Consider the following 17,888-nt stretch of genomic DNA (forward strand, 5'->3'; position numbering starts at 1 on the left):
GACTAATGCGAACCTTATCTTAACGAATAAAGTTTCTTATTGCCTTGCGAACTTCAGCAATGGAAGAGTTTATTTGTCGTTCATCTCCGTTCGGAAATGACCGACTACAGGATGAGCGTTGCCTAGAAGAAGGGGGCCCATACGGCCCCCTTCTCTCCTAAAACTGTTTATCTTAGCGACGTAGACCCAATCCTTCGATAAGGCTGGTGTAACGTGCCACATCTTTATTTTTCAGGTAGTCGAGCAGCTTACGACGTTGCGCGACCACATGCAACAGACCACGGCGGCTATGGTGATCTTTTTTGTGCTCTGCAAAATGGCCCTGCAAATGGCTAAGCTGAGCAGTTAAAAGAGCAATCTGAACTTCAGTAGAACCGCTGTCTTTAGCATCACGACCAAAATCAGAAACAATTTTCGATTTTGCTTTAACACTTAGAGACATTGTTACACCTTAAAATAACTGTAAATAGATAAGCCGATCTTTAATTCAGCTGTTTGCTTTATAGACAGTGGTATTCTACTCTTAGCTCGTGCTGATCGCAAGGCGATTGCGTGACCAGGCGCGCGGTTCCGCTATAAGGCGGCACGGCGTCAGCCGGCCCGCTGCAGTGATTTTTCCGATTCCGAAAAAACGCCCTACGTCTCCCTCTGTCAGGCGTACCAGACCGGCCTGTGCCGGCGCGCTAACCACTAGCGTTTGTCCAAGGCGCACTCTCGCTGAAAGATCAGACGGCAAATTAACCGCCGGCATATCCGCCACTGCGCTGTCTACTGGCAATAGCAGCGACAGAATTTCCGGTGCCTCCATCGCGTCGTTGACAATGGTTTGCAGAGCCGCGAACGTTATCATACGCCCTGCGGGATAGTGGGCAACCGTCAGTCGCCGTAGCGCCGTAATATGCGCGCCGCAGCTGAGACGTTCACCTAAATCATCAACGATAGTGCGGATGTAAGTACCTTTAGAACAATGAATTTCCAGTTCCACCTCCGTTAAATTCCATCGATGTAACTTCAAATCGTAGATGCAGATAGAGCGCGCATCACGCTTTACCGTGATTCCTTTGCGAGCGTACTCGTACAGCGGACGCCCCTGATACTTTAATGCGGAAAACATTGACGGCACCTGACTGATTCTACCGCGAAAGTGGCTCAGAGCCGCCTCTAATCGTGCTTTTCCCAGTGATACTGGACGGACGCTGACAATTTTACCCTCTGTGTCAGAAGTGTCGGTGCGTTCGCCGAGCCGGGCGGTGACCCGATAGCGTTTATCAGATTCTAGAAGATGCTGAGAAAACTTAGTCGCCTCGCCAAGGCAGATGGGTAGCATACCGGTTGCCAGCGGATCTAGCGCACCGGTATGCCCGGCTTTATTAGCGCGAAACAATCGCTTGACCTTTTGAACCAAGTCATTAGACGAAAGTCCAAGCGGCTTATCCAAAAGAATGATACCGTCAACGTCATAGCAACTTAGACCACTCATTAATTTTCTTGATCTTCGTTATCTGTCTTATACACCTGACTTATGCTCCTGCGTAAGCGATCATTTTGCACGACCTGGTTGACTAAATTAGTCACGCGTATACCTTTCATGAGCGAATTATCGTAGACAAAGGTTAATTCGGGAACGACACGTAAGCGCATGACTTGACCAAGCAAGCTGCGGATGCGACCTGCTGCATCTTGCAACATCCGGACGCCGGTTTTGTCCTGTTCTGGAATTTGATCATTCAAAAAGGTAACGAAAATTTTAGCATAAGCTAGATCGCGTGACACTTTTACGTTTGAAACCGTCGTCATTCCGACGTTGAGATCTGTGATCTCGCGCTGCAAAATAATGGCTATTTCCTTTTGCATGTTCTGGGCAATGCGCTGTGTGCGATTATATTCTTTATGCATGGTAAATTCTCCAGACAAGCAGAGGACTTGTTTTTCCTTCTGTAGTGTACGTTGCTAACAATGCATTATTAGGTAATGGTACGTTGGATCTCAATAATTTTAAATGCTTCGATTACGTCGCCTGAATGAACGTCATTGTAGTTTTTAACGCCAACGCCGCATTCCATTCCGTTACGCACTTCTTTGACATCATCTTTGGCGCGCCGCAGAGACTCCAGTTCACCTTCATAGATCACTACGTTTTTACGCAGGACGCGGATTTTATTGTGACATTTTAGCATGCCTTCCATCACTATACAGCCGGCGATAGTACCAAATTTCGGTGAATAGAATACATCGCGTACTTCTGCCAGACCGATAATTTCCTGTTTATATTCCGGTGCTAACATACCGCTCATTTTCTTTTTGATTTCATCAATTACATCATAAATGACCGAGTAATAGCGTAAATCCAAGTTTTCCGCTTCGATAATACGACGGGCGGATGCATCTGCTCGCACGTTAAATCCCAGTAGGATGGCGCTGGAAGCCGCTGCGAGCGTTGCATCGGTTTCAGTAATGCCGCCTACGCCAGAACCGACAATTTTCACTTTCACTTCGTTGGTAGACAACTTCTTCAGCGCATCAATAATAGCTTCAGCGGAACCTTGCACGTCAGATTTCAGCACGATATTCAACTCGGACACGTCTCCGTCGGTCATGTTAGTGAACATGTTTTCATGCTTAGATTGCTGCTGACGTGCCAGTGTAACTTCGCGGAACTTGCCTTGACGGTACAGCGCTACTTCACGTGCCTTTTTCTCGTCGCGTACTACCGCCGCTTTATCACCAACAGCCGGCACCCCGGACAGACCGAGAATCTCGACCGGAATCGACGGGCCTGCGGAAGCTACATCACGACCGATTTCATCGCGCATGGCGCGCACGCGGCCGTATTCGAACCCGCATAGCACAATGTCGCCACGATTCAGGGTGCCTTCGTTGACTAGCACAGTAGCAACCGGACCACGGCCTTTATCCAGGAAGGATTCAATAACTAGACCACTAGCCATACCGTTGCGAATTGCTCTTAGCTCCAGGATTTCCGCCTGCAGTAAGATAGCGCCCAACAATTCGTTAATACCCGCGCCAGATTTAGCGGAAACATGTACAAACTGACTTTCGCCTCCCCACTCTTCCGGAATAACGCCGTATTGAGTTAGCTCGTTCTTGACTCGATCCGGATCTGCTTCTGGTTTGTCAATTTTGTTGATCGCAACCAGCACCGGGACTTTGGCTGCTTTGGCGTGCTGAATAGCTTCGATAGTTTGTGGCATGACGCCGTCGTCGGCGGCTACTACTAGTACTACGATATCCGTCGCCTGCGCACCTCGAGCACGCATTGCAGTAAAGGCCGCATGTCCCGGAGTATCCAGAAAAGTTACCATGCCGTTGTCAGTTTCTACATGATAGGCACCGATATGTTGTGTGATACCGCCTGCCTCGCCTGCCGCTACCTTAGTTGAACGTATATAATCTAGCAGCGAGGTTTTTCCATGATCGACATGACCCATGACGGTCACCACCGGTGCACGGAATTCAGCGGTGGCAGAGATGCCAATATCGCGATCGGACATCACCGACTTTTCTAGTTCGTTTTCACGGCGTAAAATCACCTTGTGACCCATTTCTTCCGCCACTATTTGCGCAGTTTCCTGATCGATCACCTGGTTGATGGTCGCCATAGCGCCTAGCTTCATCATGGCTTTAATAACCTGAGAGCCTTTCACTGCCATCTTGTTAGCTAGTTCCGCCACAGTCATAGTTTCGCCGATGACGACATTGCGGTTTACCGCCTGCGCCGGCTTGTTAAAGCCTTGCGTTAGCGTGCTCAGTTTACGTTTGCATTTTCCGCTACGTCCTACGGCACGTGCTTCTTCTCGATCGGCTTTAAATTCGGATAAACGACTAGTCTTTTTTTGCTTAGTCGCTTTACCGATGCGGGTACGACTTCGGCGATCGCTTTCCACGTTTCGGTCATTTTCTTCTTCAGCTTCCCTGGCATGATAGGAGGTAGAAACGTGATAATCTATGATATTTTCTTCGATCGGTTCAGGCGCGTTATTCCAGTTGTTGCCGTGTTCTTCGGCCATACGACGCGCTTCTTCCGCAATCTGGGAAGCTTTTTCTTCAATTTTTCGACACGTTTCCTCTTCCGCTTTGCGTCTTAGCTCCGCGGTTTTGATTTCACGGCGTATTTTTTCAGCTACTCGTGATGACTTAGGCGTAGTATTGGTCTGTCGGTTAATCGATTTTTCACTTTCCATTACTACACTTTGCGTCCGTTCAACTGCCCTACATTTGATTTTATCGATCGCGCGTTTCGCTTGTTCTTCGGCGTTGCGTTTCGTTTTTTCGTAGGTTTCGCGCTTTGCCTGCTGCTGAGCTCGCTCTTTTGCTTCCTCTCTGTCATGCGCTTCTGATTTAGCCTGTTTTTGCGCTTGCGGATCGTGTTGTATATAAGTGCGCTTTTTACGCACTTCGATTTTTACCGACTTACTTTTACCGCCGGCGCTAGGAATATTCAAAGTGCTGCGCGTTTTGCGCAGCAAAGTTAACTTATTAGGCGCTATTGTGCGATCGCAGTGCAGGTGCGCCAGTAAGATTTCTTTTTCCTGCCGGGTCACAGAGTCTACTACGGTTTTTTCAATACCCATATCAGCAAATTGCTGTATCAGGCGATCGACCGGAGTTTGCAATTCATCGGCCAGCGATTTTACGGTTATATCTGTCATGCTGTGCTTTTCCTGCTACAGTTTATTACGCGTTATCGCTAAACCAGCAAATATTGCGTGCGGCCATGATAAGCTCCCCAGCTTTTTCACTACTCAGCCCTTCAATATCTGATAGATCATCGACACCTTGTTCGGCAAGATTTTCCAGCGTACAAACACTACGCGCCGCCAGTTTTAATGCTATCTCGCACTCAAGTTCAGGCAGGTCCAGGAGATCTGTGTTCGGCACGCTTGTGCTACGATTTTCTTTTTGTGCCAACGCAAGCGAGGTCAGCGCATTCTTTGCTTGTTCACGCAACGTTTCTACCATTGCCTTATCGAGCCCTTTAATTTCCATCAGTTCATTTATCGGTACATAGGCCAGCTCTTCAAGGGATGAAAACCCTTCTTCTACCAGCACTTTCGCAAGCTCTTCATCAATATTCAGATTACGGGTAAAGACATCGATTGCTTCGTGGGCTTCAGCTTGATGTTTTTCTTGCAAAGCTTCTACTGTCATTACATTTAGCTCCCAGCCGCTGAGCTTGGAGGCCAACCGAACATTTTGGCCGTTTCGGCCGATAGCCTGGGCAAGATTATTGGCTTCTACCGCGATATCCATAGTATGTTTGTCCTCGTCTACCACAATAGCCGTGACATCGGCTGGCGCCATGGCGTTGATGACAAACTGGGCCGGATTATCATCCCATAACACAATATCAATGCGCTCACCGCCTAATTCGCTTGAAACCGCCTGAACGCGCGCACCACGCATACCTACGCAGGCGCCGATCGGATCGATGCGCTTGTCATTAGTCTTCACGGCAATTTTCGCCCGTGAGCCAGGATCGCGTGCAGCGGCTTTGATTTCAATAACTTCCTCACCGATTTCCGGTACTTCAATACGAAATAACTCAACCAGCATTTTAGTCCGTGACCGGCTGACAAACAGTTGCGCGCCGCGCGCTTCCGGACGGACCGAATACAACACGCTGCGGATACGATCGCCTGGACGGAAATTTTCTCGAGGTAACATGTCTTCACGGTCAATAATCGCTTCAGCGTTACTTCCTAGATCAAGACTGATACTGTCTCGGTTCACTTTTTTCACCACGCCGGTGACAATTTCGCCTTCGTGGTTACGGAATTGATTTACTATCATTGCCCGTTCAGCTTCACGCACTTTCTGCACGATGACCTGCTTAGCGGTCTGTGTAGTAATACGGTCGAACACCACCGACTCAATTTTATCTTCAATATAGCCGCCCAGCTGCGCTGTAGGGTCGTCAAATTGCGCCGCGTCTAGCGTAATTTCTCTGGTCGGTTGAGTCACTTTGTCCACAATCAGCCAGCGTCGAAAAGTGTTGAAGTCCCCCGACTTGCGGTCAATGCTAACGCGAACTTCGATTACTTGTTCATATTTTTTTTTTGTTGCTGTAGCCAGTGCCGTCTCTAACGCTTCAAAAATCTTTTCCCGCGGGACGGTTTTTTCATTAGACACTGCCTCAACAACAGCCAGAATTTCTTTATTCATTCTAGTTGCCTCAATACTAATTGCCTCAGTAAAACGTTAAAGGTAGGGAAGCAGGTTATCTTTTGGATATTTTGCAAAGACAATATCTTTACATCCATTGTCACCATGATCATTCGCCATCGACTGCTTTGAGGATCCCCCCTGCAATTTATAATAGTTTTGCACTGCTATACGCGTAGTAACCAAGTTGACGTCATTTCAGGTAAATTGAGACATAATATGAAGCGTTAAACAGCGAGCGATCCAAACCCGATAACGAGACCTCCAGGCTATAGATCACAGAGATCAGATCTTTGATGTCCAGTATCATGCTAAATTTTGTGGTTTGCATCAGCACAATCATCAACAGTTCAACACTATTGATACAAATGCGCAGAATTAATTAATGGCCACGAATAATTCCATCCCAACAACTCAAACTTTATGTCTTCCATGAGCACGATGAGTATCTTTATTAATTTTATTTTAGACAAGCCTATCCCCAAGGCATAAAAAAGGCTAATTATCCCAGTTTCTCTGTAGCGAAATAACACAAAGTCGAAAAGCGGGGCATCAAGTGAGTGGACTCTATTTTAAAAGCCCTGTAAGGAATATAGTTGCAGATGCTGGATTTGAACCGACTATCTTCGAGTTATGAGCTCAAAGCCACTAAACTGCTCCATCTCACGTCAGAAAACAATGAATTGTCATTATGCTGATAACCCCAAAAAAAGCAAGTTATCTCTGATCAGTCCAGTTTCCGTAGGCATTACCTGTTCTTTTGTAGGCATGCTCACTTTTGAGAAAGCGTTCTCTTACTACTTAGCAAAAAAGGCAAATAGGAAGCGTCGCGAAGGATAATAGACTATTTATTTAATGCAAGATGAGATCCTCAAAACAGGAACTGGCTAGCTGATTATAGCTATTAGACAAATGCTGACCGTCGCTTTTGTTGTTACACAATAACAGTGTTACCTGTGTAATAAGATATGGAATAATTAATTGCAAATATACACCATCGTGATACTAAACTATAGATGGAACGATGACACAACAACATTCTTATCAGATAAAGCAGCATACCTTGAATTAGCGTACTCATTTACAATATCAGAAATAATGCATTACAAGATCATTAAAACATTTTCTTTCTATTTTCGCCGATACAATGCTTTACGATATCTTGTTAAAATGATCCTATCAGATAAATTATAGGATTTTCGTTATGGCTCTTGTTAAGATGTACTTTTCTTTTTAAGACAAAAGTAAAAAGCACATCTTAGGTTTGATTAAATATTATGCTGAATTTTGACCATAATTCAGATCTTAAATATACTATTCTCGCATCTTGTAATGATTACTTCTGATAAAAAATTTTTGTTAAATGAAAGAAAGGTATCTACGTGCAAAATTATATTAAAGAAGCGCGTATCTTGCTGGCTCTTGCTATCCCTGTTATTCTGACCCAGGTGTCACAAACGGCGATGGGCGTGGTAGATACTATTATGTCCGGCTCGGTAAGCCCTGCTGATATGGCAGCAGTCGCGGTAGGTACGTCCATCTGGTTGCCGATCATTTTATTCGGTCATGGCCTGTTACTGGCGTTGACGCCAGTTATCGCTCAGCTGAAGGGTTCTGGGCGTCGTGAGTGTATTGCACATCAAGTTCACCAGAGCTTTTGGTTGGCACTTAGTACGTCGCTGGTTATCATGATATTGCTTTACAATAGTCATCGCATCATCGGCTACATGCACAGCGTTGAGCCAATTTTGGCGGAGAAAGCAGTTGCTTTCTTGCGCTACTTAATGTGGGGAGCGCCTGGTTATCTGTTTTTCCAGGTACTACGTTGTCAATATGAAGGGCTTTCCCGCACCATACCAGGTATGGTCATTAGTTTTCTCGGCCTGGTGATTAATATTCCTATAAACTATATCTTTATCCACGGTAAGCTCGGCATACCAGCCTTAGGCGGTGTTGGCTGTGGTGTGGCAACTGCTTCGGTTTACTGGATCATGTTCTTATTGCTAGGCGCTTATACACATCGGGTGAATGCGCTTCGCGGTTTTTGTTTGTCGAGCGGATGGAAAAAACCAGATCCGGTAGCGCTAAAGCGGCTATTTATCTTAGGTTTACCTGTAGCGTTGGCGCTATTTTTTGAAGTGACATTGTTCGCGCTGGTGGCATTATTGATCGCGCCGTTAGGCATTGTTGCCGTTGCTGGCCATCAAATCGCTCTCAATTTCAGCTCACTTATGTTTGTACTGCCACTATCGATAAGCGTGGCTGCCACCATCCGTATCGGATATCGCTTGGGACAAGGTGATGTTGAACAGGCACGGATCAGCGCCTGGTCTAGTCTAATGATAGGCGTTACGATGGCCTGCTTCACTGCTTTATTTACTAGCCTGTTGCGTGAACATATTGCCCTATTATACAACGATAATCCTGGCGTGGTATCGATGGCCTCGCATCTGATACTATTAGCGGCTATTTATCAAATCTCTGACTCTATACAGGTTATAGGTAGCGGAGTGCTACGCGGTTATAAAGATACCCGTTCGATCTTCTTTATCACTTTTATCGCGTATTGGTTACTCGGCCTGCCGTGCGGCTATGTACTAGCACTAACGAATTGGCTACGTCCCGCCATGGGGCCAAGCGGTTTTTGGTTCGGGTTTATTATCGGGCTTACTTTTTCCGCTATATTGATGACATGTCGCATGTTCTGGCTACAACGACAAACGTCGGCACGAATTTTGCACCGAGCGGCATGCTAAGAAAAAATATGCTTTCTGTATTTTCGTAGTAGTAGATTTATTGCTTTGCCATCTTCTGGTTTTTGTTGTAGTGAGGGTGATAAAGTTCGACATCAGGATCATTCGGCATTAGGAGCTCAATGCTGCATTTGCAAGCGATATTTGAAAAGCTATCATCTGTATTATCGCTATCAAGGATTCAAATAAACAAGACTATCGTAGATATAGCTATGTGTGGTTCTAGTGCAACACTGCATAGTATTTACATGACTAAATATGCCTTATTATAATATTAAATATTTTTTATATTGTCATCTTTATATCTTTTGATAAAATTTCATAAGGTGCATGATTATCTTCCCATTAGGATAGTATCTCAGATTGGCTAATAATAATGTATGCTCATCTACTCTCTATTCGTGATACTAACCAATGGTATTAACATATTTTGGGGGAAGTATCATTAGCCAGCTAGTAGCCAGAATCACACGGCGTTTCGATAATTATTTAAAATAATCAGATACGGACGACGTTCCGTACGAAGTTCTGGGTAACGACCCCTTATTTAAGGACGCGGACTAACTCTTGTGAAATGACGCAAGAGTGCTATATATCAAAATATCTCGTCGGAGAAACACCTTATCGATCAACGCATGCAAATCAGGCATGCCTGACTAGCATATGATGCTACAACAAAGACAGCCGTAAAACGATGAATAAAAACAAACGTTATGACATTCTGTGTCGCCTGCAGGAGAATAATCCCTGTCCCACCACCGAACTGATGTACCAATCGCCTTTCGAGTTGTTGGTTGCAGTGCTGCTCGCAGCTAAGGCGACCGATGTTAGCGTAAATAAAGCTACTAAACTATTATTCCAAGCGGCTAACACGCCGCAGGCCATGCTAGAGTTGGGCATTGAGGGCGTCAAAGGCTATATCAAATCTATAGGTCTCTTTAATAATAAGGCGGAAAACATAATTAAAACCTGTAAGCTATTATTGAAATACCATCAGAGTAAGGTACCACAAGACCGTGCAGCGCTAGAAGCACTTCCCGGCGTCGGACGTAAAACCGCTAATGTAGTATTGAATACCGCTTTTGGTTGTCCGACGATTGCAGTTGACACGCATATTTTCCGCGTTATGAACCGGACCCATTTTGCTGTAGGTAAAGACGTGCAAGCGGTGGAACAAAAACTATTGGTCGTGGTACCGAATGAATTCAAGGTGTATTGTCATCATTGGTTCATTCTACACGGCCGTTATATCTGTATTGCTCGCAAACCACGCTGCGATTCCTGTTTGATTGAAGATTTGTGTGAGTACGATCAGAAATATTATCTGCGATAACCTGTCCGTACGTTCTGTATGGAAGTTACGAGGCCTCATGGAACCTGTACCACCCCGCATTTTCATGCACTGACAATATGACTTACTTAATTTTTTAAATGCACCAGCACAATATTCAATAGTCTAATAACTATTGACTAAGATTAATTTTTGTTTATACACTGATCGCTATAGTGCAAGCTGAATAGAATGCAATGTAATGGTTATTCGGGATTAAGAGGGCTTAAGGATACATTAGCAAGCTATGTTTGAAAACGTTACGTCTGTGGACGCGTTCAATCAGACATAAGACTAATATTGTAACTCCACTTATTGTACCTAAAAAAGAAGAGCTAATGCTTGTCTTTAACTCATAACGACAGCCTTTAGTATGCTGATGATAACGCTGATGCAGGCAATACAGTGCCTAGGCTACGAGAAGAAAGCAAGGGAATGAGAGCAGTGAAAGTGCAGTGAAATATTACGATTAGTATCAACGGGCATCACGATTATAGCAATAAAAACCTCCTTTAAATATCATGTGTAACTGTAGCACGAGTCGTTTTTCCAACTGATAACGTTGATCAAGATCAACGTCCAGCGCTTCTGCGCCGGCATTGAACACGATAATGACCATCGCTTCCGCCTGCACTTCAGTAAAAATGCGCGGCATACAGTTCTCGATTTCTAAGTAATTGGCGAGCTCGGAAATGAAATGTTGGATTTCTCGAGTTACTGCGGCACGGAAAATGCTGGAAGTGCCGGAACGTTCACGCAATAGCAAACGAAAAACATTAGAATTGTTACTGATAAATTCCATAAATGTAGCTACTGACGTGCAGATTACGTTGCCGCCCTTATCGATACGTTGACGCGCTTGGCGCATAAGCTGACGCAATATCAGTCCGCCTTCGTCTACCATAGCAAGACCCAACTCATCTATATCGCGAAAATGGCAGTAAAAAGAGGTGGCAGCAATACCAGCGTGGCGAGCAACTTCACGCAGGCTTAGGCTAAAGAAATTACGTTCAGCGCTCAACTGGCTAAATGCTGCCTCAATAATCGAACGTCTGGTCCGCTCTTTCTGTTGCGCTCTTACTCCCATATAAACCATCCAGCTTCGCCAGGAATTTAGAAGAACAACTATATCAAAATTTGTTGCAATGCATTAACAATATGTCACGCCAGAGCCGCAGGTTTATAAAACAGCAAAACCACGTGTGATAGGATTTTTACGAGCGTAATTACTGCCAAATTGTTACTGACAAGGCCAGTTTCATCGATGAACACTAGGCTTAGATCTACTACGTCGATACTCTACCGAAATCTTCAGTGCTGTAAACATTGTCATTGCTTTCGGCGCCCGGCCCTATCTACCGCGTATTCATGGCAGCTACTCTATCCTTGCCCTAAGCATAATCTGAACTATGTAATTATTTATGGTACCGGCGTTGTCGGTTACGAGTATACTTCGGTTTTCCGCGGTATGAATGTGAATGTAGATTTAATCAATACCGAGATAGGCTGCTGGTATTCCTCGATCAGGATATATCTGATCGTCCTATCCTACCGTTTCTGAGGAAACGGGATGGTTATCTGCATAACGAGGAATACACAGAAACTAAATGGCTAGATAACGGCGTCGAGGGGCTCTGGGAAACGGATGAAAGCTGATTATCTACTCTACGTCAATGGCCATACCGGTAATACCGATGCACTCAAATTACATCAGGTTGAGCTAGAAGCGAGCAACCGTCAGCTTGCACCAAGCCTCGGCTGCCATATTTACTCTATTGATAAATGTCATAGGGATCCTAGCCTAGCTTCCTAAACCTAAGATCAGGTCACTATCTCCGTGCAGGCGATAATTAAATGACAGGCCAATGTGCAACTGATTAAAAATATTTCGACTGGCGTTTATACCATCACTGAAATTATCTCTGTCGGAAAAATTGAGCAAAAGCTCACGACAATGCAAATCCCGTACAAAGTCGGACGCGCACAGTTCAAACATTTGGCGCGGTCGATGTTGATAGTTTAGCTCACAGCGAAACAAAACCGATCTTCGGTATCTACTGTTTTAGCGAGCGTGCTGCTAATATTATTCATATTAGCCATAGCTATCATGGAGCAAAAGGGAAAGATAGTAATACTATCGAATATTACGGAAGTCTACCGATAGTGGCGCTTAACGACTTAAACCGTCTATTTTAAGCCGATGTCTATGTGACTCGCAATAACTGCGGAGCCAAGTCGTTAATTGTATGTACGCCCTAGATATGTTCCGCTAGGAAAGTAACACTCCATATTCCATATTGCTTGGACTTTCCAATCTGGTAGCACAGAAATGGGGGATTGTTGTCGGTACCTGCTTGAAAGCCAATAAAACCCTATAAGACCTATAAGCCCTGATCACACAAACAATAGCCATCCTCTAAAATAAGCAAGTTGCTCGCCGACTCTAAATCGCCAACTGCATCGTGTTCATTAAACGCAGGAGCGTCAACAAACGCTTTTACCAGCGCTAAAACGACGCTTCCTCTGTCAGGCTATTGCAGGTAATTGCGTTTTCACGCTCAGTATTAAGGAATTTTCTTACGAAAATTAAATCTAGATCATAATATGGATCTAACATCTTGCCTATGTATAGCAGTAATTATAACATATATACAAACTACAAAATATCGCTTCTCGTGACGAAACGGGAAATATATGCGCTAAGACTGAGTTAGAATGGATGTCAAAAACGTCAATTAAATTTAAAGGAAGTAATTTTACTTTATCAGTAATTCATGTGCATGATGCGCAACCAGAAGAAGTTCGTCTGGCGATAGAGGAAAAAATTGAACAAGCACCTGGATTTTTTAAAAATGCGCCGGTGGTTGTCAACGTTGCCGGGCTTAGTCGTGACATTTCCTGGCCTGCGCTGTCACAGGCTATGCTGGCTACCGGTCTTCACATCATCGGTGTCAGTGGTTGCAACGATAATAATCTTAAACAGGCAATTTTGCGTAGCGGGCTGCCTCTGCTGACCGAAGGTAAAACACAGCAACGTAGCATTGCCGCGGCGGCAGAGGCGGTCAAAGCACAGCTTATCAACACGCCAGTGCGTTCCGGGCAACAAATTCGTTCCTACAACAGCGATCTAATCGTCACAGGCAGTGTCAGTGCCGGCGCAGAGCTTATTGCCGATGGCAATATACATATTTATGGCATAATGCGAGGCCGCGCGTTGGCAGGTGCGTCTGGCAACGGAGAATGCCAAATTTTCTGCACCCATCTCTCCCCTGAATTGGTATCTATTGCTGGGCAATATTGGTTGAGCGATCAAATTCCGACTGAATTTTTAGGCAAAGCGGCGCGCCTATGTCTGCAGAACGGCACGCTTACCATTGATGCTTTAATTTAGCCCTTAGCAAGGAATCCATTTATGGCACGCATAATAGTTGTTACTTCAGGTAAAGGAGGTGTTGGTAAGACGACATCGAGTGCGGCAATCGCTACCGGTTTAGCACGCAAGGGACAAAAAACCGTCGTGATTGATTTCGATATCGGGCTACGAAATCTTGATTTGATTATGGGCTGTGAACGCCGAGTAGTCTATGACTTCATCAATGTTATTCAGGGCGATGTTACCCTGAATCAGGCGATGATAAAAGATAGACGAACCAAAAATTTATATATCTTGCCAGCGTCCCAGACGCGGGATAAAGACGCCTTGACCAGAAAGGGCGTGAAAAAAGTCTTGAATGATTTAGATTCGATGGACTTTGATTTTATCGTTTGTGATTCGCCAGCCGGTATTGAAACCGGTGCCTTGATGGCACTGTATTTTGCCGATGAAGCCATTATCACTACTAATCCGGAAGTCTCGTCGGTACGTGACTCAGATCGTATATTGGGCATACTTTCATCGAAATCGCGTCGTGCCGAAAGTAGCCTAGAGCCAATTAAAGAGTACTTGCTATTGACTCGTTACAATCCTAGACGCGTTAGCCGCGGAGACATGCTTAATATAGAAGATGTTATTGACATCTTACGTATTCCCTTAATAGGAGTGATCCCTGAAGATCAATCGGTATTACGAGCTTCCAACCAAGGAGAGCCAGTGATTCTCGACAAAGAATCTAATGCTGGGCAGGCTTACTTAGATATGGTTGATCGACTTTTAGGAGAAGAACGTCCCTTCCGCTTCATCGAAGAAGAAAAAAGGGGATTCTTAAAACGCTTGTTTGGGGGATGAATATGGTATTACTAGACTTTTTTCTCTCCCGTAAAAAATCGACAGCCAATATAGCCAAAGAACGACTGCAAGTCATTGTGGCTGAACGGCGCAGAGACGATAACGAGCCACATTATCTGCCGCAACTGAAACGCGACCTTCTTGAAGTCATCAGCAAATATGTACAAATTGATCCCGCAATGCTCTCAGTGCAACTTGAAAAAAAAGATGGGGACATCTCGATCTTAGAGCTAAACATAACTCTTCCGGAAACGGAAGAAGCTACGAAATGAGCGTTTGCACTTAAAACGCAAACTGATCAGGTCAGCGGCTAACATTGGCTAATTTATAAAAAGGAGATATCGTCGATGGCTTCCACAACTGTCACATACGTTGAAATTGTTAACATCTCCGTCATAAAATAGACTGGCACCATGGCGGTGAATCGATTCGGAGTTTTTAAATTAAACATTGTGCCTTATTGATTAATTTATCGTTACAATTCATGCTGGCTGAGCATACTTAAGGTTGGCGTCATGAAGGAAGATTGGTTATTCTTAGAATAAATATATCGGTAGTATATAAATTCAAGCGATGTCGCTCCATCTATTCAATAAGATCAGATAAGCAACACTTTAAACATATAAAAGAATATGTAAGCACCGATTACTTTTCCGCTCTCCTTTGAGAGCGGCGTATCACCTGAATTATCTTTCAATAGCAGCGCTATTTAGCTCTCCCGTCATTATAGCTCGCCTTTGGCTGCCGCTTTAAAGGCTTCAGCCATCGCGTTAGAAAAGTGATTCTCCTCTTTCTTGTTGTTCACGGTGCTCATAGTTTCTTTCTCGTCAACTTCATCCTTGACATGTATAGCAAGGTTGACAACGCGATTTTTGCGATCACAGCCGGCGAATTTTGCTTCCACCTCGTCGCCCACACGTAGCACCAGCATAGCGTTTTCTATGTGATGGCTCGAAGCTTCAGAGGCGCGAAGATAACCTTCAACGCCGCCTGCTAATTCAACCGTAGCGCCTTTTGCCTCAACTGCTATGACTTTACCAGTAACAATATCCCCTTTCTTATTCAAATATAGATAATTATTGAATGGATCTTCAGCTAGCTGCTTTACACCTAGAGAAATACGTTCGCGCTCTGCGTCAACCTGTAGCACCACAGCTGCAATCTCGTCACCTTTCTTGTATGCGCGTACGGCTTCCTCTCCAGCGATATTCCAAGAGGTGTCTGATAAATGTACCAACCCGTCGATACCGCCGTCTAAGCCAATAAAAATCCCGAAGTCGGTGATCGATTTGATTTTACCTTCAACGCGATCACCCTTATTATAATTTTCAGCGAATTGCTGCCATGGATTGGTTTTACACTGCTTTAAACCCAGAGAAATACGACGACGTTCTTCGTCGATATCCAGTACCATGACTTCCACCACTTCGCCCACGTTAACCACTTTAGACGGATGGATGTTTTTGTTAGTCCAGTCCATTTCAGAAACGTGCACTAAGCCTTCAACACCTTCTTCAATTTCAACGAAGCAACCGTAGTCGGTCAAATTAGTCACGCGACCAGTCAAACGGGTGCTCTCCGGGTAACGTTTCGCGATAGCGACCCACGGATCTTCGCCTAGCTGTTTCAAACCGAGGGAAACACGGGTACGTTCACGATCGAATTTTAGTATTGTAACAGTGATTTCGTCACCAACATTCACGATTTCGCTTGGATGTTTAACGCGCTTCCAAGCCATATCAGTGATATGTAGCAGGCCATCGACACCGCCTAAGTCAACAAAGGCGCCGTAGTCGGTCAAGTTCTTGACGATACCCTTGACCTTGATGCCTTCTTGCAGATTTTCTAACAATTGATCCCGCTCAGCGCTGTTTTCTGATTCGATAACGGCACGACGGGAAACAACGACGTTGTTGCGTTTCTGGTCTAGTTTGATCACTTTAAAATCAAGTTCTTTCCCTTCCAGATGCAGGGTATCGCGCACTGGACGCACATCAACCAGGGAACCAGGAAGAAACGCGCGGATACAGTTCAGTTCAACGGTGAAACCACCTTTAACTTTCCCGTTGATAACACCGATAACGGTAACCGCTTCTTTATATGCTTTTTCCAGCATCAGCCAGGCTTCGTGACGCTTGGCTTTTTCACGAGACAACAACGTTTCACCGAAACCATTTTCGATTGCATCTAGTGCAACATCAACCTGATCACCTACCTCGATTTCCAACTCGCCTTGGGAGTTGAAAAACTGCTCAACGGGGATGGCGGCTTCAGATTTCAGACCCGCGTCAACTAGAACTACGTTTTTCACGACAGATACAACGGTACCACGAACAATAGAACCTGGACGGGTTTCGATTGTTTTTAGGGATTCTTCAAAAAGAAGAGCAAAAGATTCTGTCATATTTGATAATCTTCAAATTTTTGATTAATGTCCACTCGGCATCCTGCTTGATGGGGTTGTTATACACTCCCTGCTCTTCGTCCTCTCCGCAAGGTAATTGAGTCACTGCATCTTTACGATAACGATAGAATCCGCCTGACATACGCTAGCGTTTTAGCTATCACTTCACCGATACTCAAGTGAGTAGAGTCGAGTACTTGCGCATCATGTGCCGGCGCCAATGGCGCTACCGCGCGATCGCGATCGCGATCGTCCCGTTCTTTTATTTCGGATAAAAGGCGTTCGAAATTAACACTAAAGCCCTGTGTTTGCAACTGTCGCATACGTCGGTATGCTCTTTCGTTTGACGATGCATCAAGAAAAATTTTCACAGACGCATCGGGAAAGACGACAGTTCCCATATCGCGACCATCGGCAATTAGGCCTGGTGCGACTCGAAATGCACGTTGACGCTGTAGGAGTGCTTCACGCACGCGCGGAAAGGAAGCAATTTGTGATGCTATATTACCGATACTTTCGTCGCAGATAGCCTGCCTAACATCTTCTCCTTCTAACACTACGTTCAATTGCCCTTGCGTGCTCTCAAAATGAACGTCAAGATGGGCAGCGAGCTGTACCAGCAGTTCCTCACTGTTAATAGCTACCCGATGATACAGGGCAGTCAGTGCCAACACCCGGTAAATCGCGCCGGAATCCAGTAAACGCCATTGTAACGTTTCTGCTAACGCTTTGCAGAGCGTCCCTTTTCCTGCGCCGCTCGGTCCGTCGATAGTAATTACCGAGGCTATAACCGTCATTCTTTTCTCCTGTAAACTCGACGAGAATGAAAATGCGGACTGTTCATAAACTTTGATTCCCGTATTATACTCTTCGTTATGTTTGATATTATTCAGTGATCATAGTGCTAAACACGATAAAGCTAACGTATTTAACCTACCAGTTATACTGCTTAAGAATGGCCATATGGATCTCGGGGAGATCCAGTAGCACAAA

The 17,888-nt window shown here is 44.9% G+C and carries 14 protein-coding genes; 6 read left to right on the forward strand and 8 right to left on the reverse strand.

Translation table 11 applies throughout. The annotated features are described in order from the left end of the window. Positions 1 to 172: 172 nt before the first annotated feature. The 5 genes from rpsO to nusA all read right to left on the reverse strand — a co-directional run bounded on the left by rpsO (position 173) and on the right by nusA (position 6,183). On the reverse strand, positions 173 to 442 hold the full coding sequence (rpsO, locus tag A4A68_RS02890) for a 30S ribosomal protein S15 (protein WP_067566386.1): 270 nt from the start codon (positions 440 to 442) through the stop codon (positions 173 to 175). 81 nt (positions 443 to 523) lie between these two features. Further along, entirely contained in the window at positions 524 to 1,480 is a 957-nt protein-coding gene (truB, locus tag A4A68_RS02895; protein ID WP_067566389.1) for a tRNA pseudouridine(55) synthase TruB, read from the reverse strand. Further along, positions 1,480 to 1,896: a 30S ribosome-binding factor RbfA gene (gene rbfA / locus A4A68_RS02900; protein ID WP_067566392.1), complete on the reverse strand. Its 417-nt coding sequence runs from the start codon at positions 1,894 to 1,896 to the stop codon at positions 1,480 to 1,482. Before rbfA ends, truB begins: the two co-directional genes overlap by 1 nt. Before the next feature lie 68 nt (positions 1,897 to 1,964). Then, positions 1,965 to 4,670, reverse strand: a complete 2,706-nt coding sequence (gene infB, locus A4A68_RS02905) for a translation initiation factor IF-2 (RefSeq protein WP_067566398.1) — start codon at positions 4,668 to 4,670, stop codon at positions 1,965 to 1,967. A gap of 25 nt (positions 4,671 to 4,695) precedes the next feature. After that, on the reverse strand, positions 4,696 to 6,183 hold the full coding sequence (gene nusA / locus A4A68_RS02910; protein WP_067566401.1) for a transcription termination factor NusA: 1,488 nt from the start codon (positions 6,181 to 6,183) through the stop codon (positions 4,696 to 4,698). 1,382 nt (positions 6,184 to 7,565) lie between these two features. On the opposite strand from nusA, the gene A4A68_RS02915 reads away from it, so the two are divergent. Together A4A68_RS02915 and nth are read left to right on the forward strand one after the other, a co-directional pair. Then, positions 7,566 to 8,939, forward strand: a complete 1,374-nt coding sequence (locus A4A68_RS02915) for an MATE family efflux transporter (RefSeq protein ID WP_067566404.1) — start codon at positions 7,566 to 7,568, stop codon at positions 8,937 to 8,939. 691 nt (positions 8,940 to 9,630) lie between these two features. Continuing rightward, positions 9,631 to 10,269: an endonuclease III gene (gene nth, locus A4A68_RS02920; RefSeq protein ID WP_067566415.1), complete on the forward strand. Its 639-nt coding sequence runs from the start codon at positions 9,631 to 9,633 to the stop codon at positions 10,267 to 10,269. 472 nt (positions 10,270 to 10,741) lie between these two features. Here nth and fabR read toward each other — a convergent pair whose 3' ends face one another. After that, on the reverse strand, positions 10,742 to 11,353 hold the full coding sequence (gene fabR / locus A4A68_RS02925) for an HTH-type transcriptional repressor FabR (protein ID WP_067566587.1): 612 nt from the start codon (positions 11,351 to 11,353) through the stop codon (positions 10,742 to 10,744). Positions 11,354 to 11,911: 558 nt separating this feature from the next. Here fabR and A4A68_RS03520 point away from each other — a divergent pair. The 4 genes from A4A68_RS03520 to minE all read left to right on the forward strand — a co-directional run bounded on the left by A4A68_RS03520 (position 11,912) and on the right by minE (position 14,763). Beyond that, entirely contained in the window at positions 11,912 to 12,079 is a 168-nt protein-coding gene (locus A4A68_RS03520) for a hypothetical protein (protein ID WP_158648181.1), read from the forward strand. A 906-nt stretch (positions 12,080 to 12,985) separates the two neighbouring features. Further along, entirely contained in the window at positions 12,986 to 13,657 is a 672-nt protein-coding gene (gene minC, locus A4A68_RS02930) for a septum site-determining protein MinC (RefSeq protein WP_067566418.1), read from the forward strand. 21 nt (positions 13,658 to 13,678) lie between these two features. Next, positions 13,679 to 14,491, forward strand: a complete 813-nt coding sequence (gene minD / locus A4A68_RS02935) for a septum site-determining protein MinD (protein WP_067566420.1) — start codon at positions 13,679 to 13,681, stop codon at positions 14,489 to 14,491. Positions 14,492 to 14,493: 2 nt separating this feature from the next. Continuing rightward, on the forward strand, positions 14,494 to 14,763 hold the full coding sequence (gene minE / locus A4A68_RS02940; RefSeq protein WP_067566588.1) for a cell division topological specificity factor MinE: 270 nt from the start codon (positions 14,494 to 14,496) through the stop codon (positions 14,761 to 14,763). Between the two features lie 452 nt (positions 14,764 to 15,215). Here minE and rpsA read toward each other — a convergent pair whose 3' ends face one another. Next, the gene (gene rpsA / locus A4A68_RS02945; RefSeq protein ID WP_067566423.1) at positions 15,216 to 16,895 is read right to left on the reverse strand and encodes a 30S ribosomal protein S1; all 1,680 of its coding nucleotides are present in this window, start codon (positions 16,893 to 16,895) and stop codon (positions 15,216 to 15,218) included. Positions 16,896 to 17,008: 113 nt separating this feature from the next. After that, positions 17,009 to 17,692 (reverse strand): (d)CMP kinase, encoded by a 684-nt coding sequence (cmk, locus tag A4A68_RS02950; protein ID WP_067566426.1) that lies wholly within the window; start codon positions 17,690 to 17,692, stop codon positions 17,009 to 17,011. Positions 17,693 to 17,888: the final 196 nt, after the last annotated feature.

Origin of the sequence: Candidatus Doolittlea endobia, from assembly GCF_900039485.1 — a bacterium.
GTDB classification, from domain to species: Bacteria; Pseudomonadota; Gammaproteobacteria; order Enterobacterales; family Enterobacteriaceae; genus Doolittlea; species Doolittlea endobia.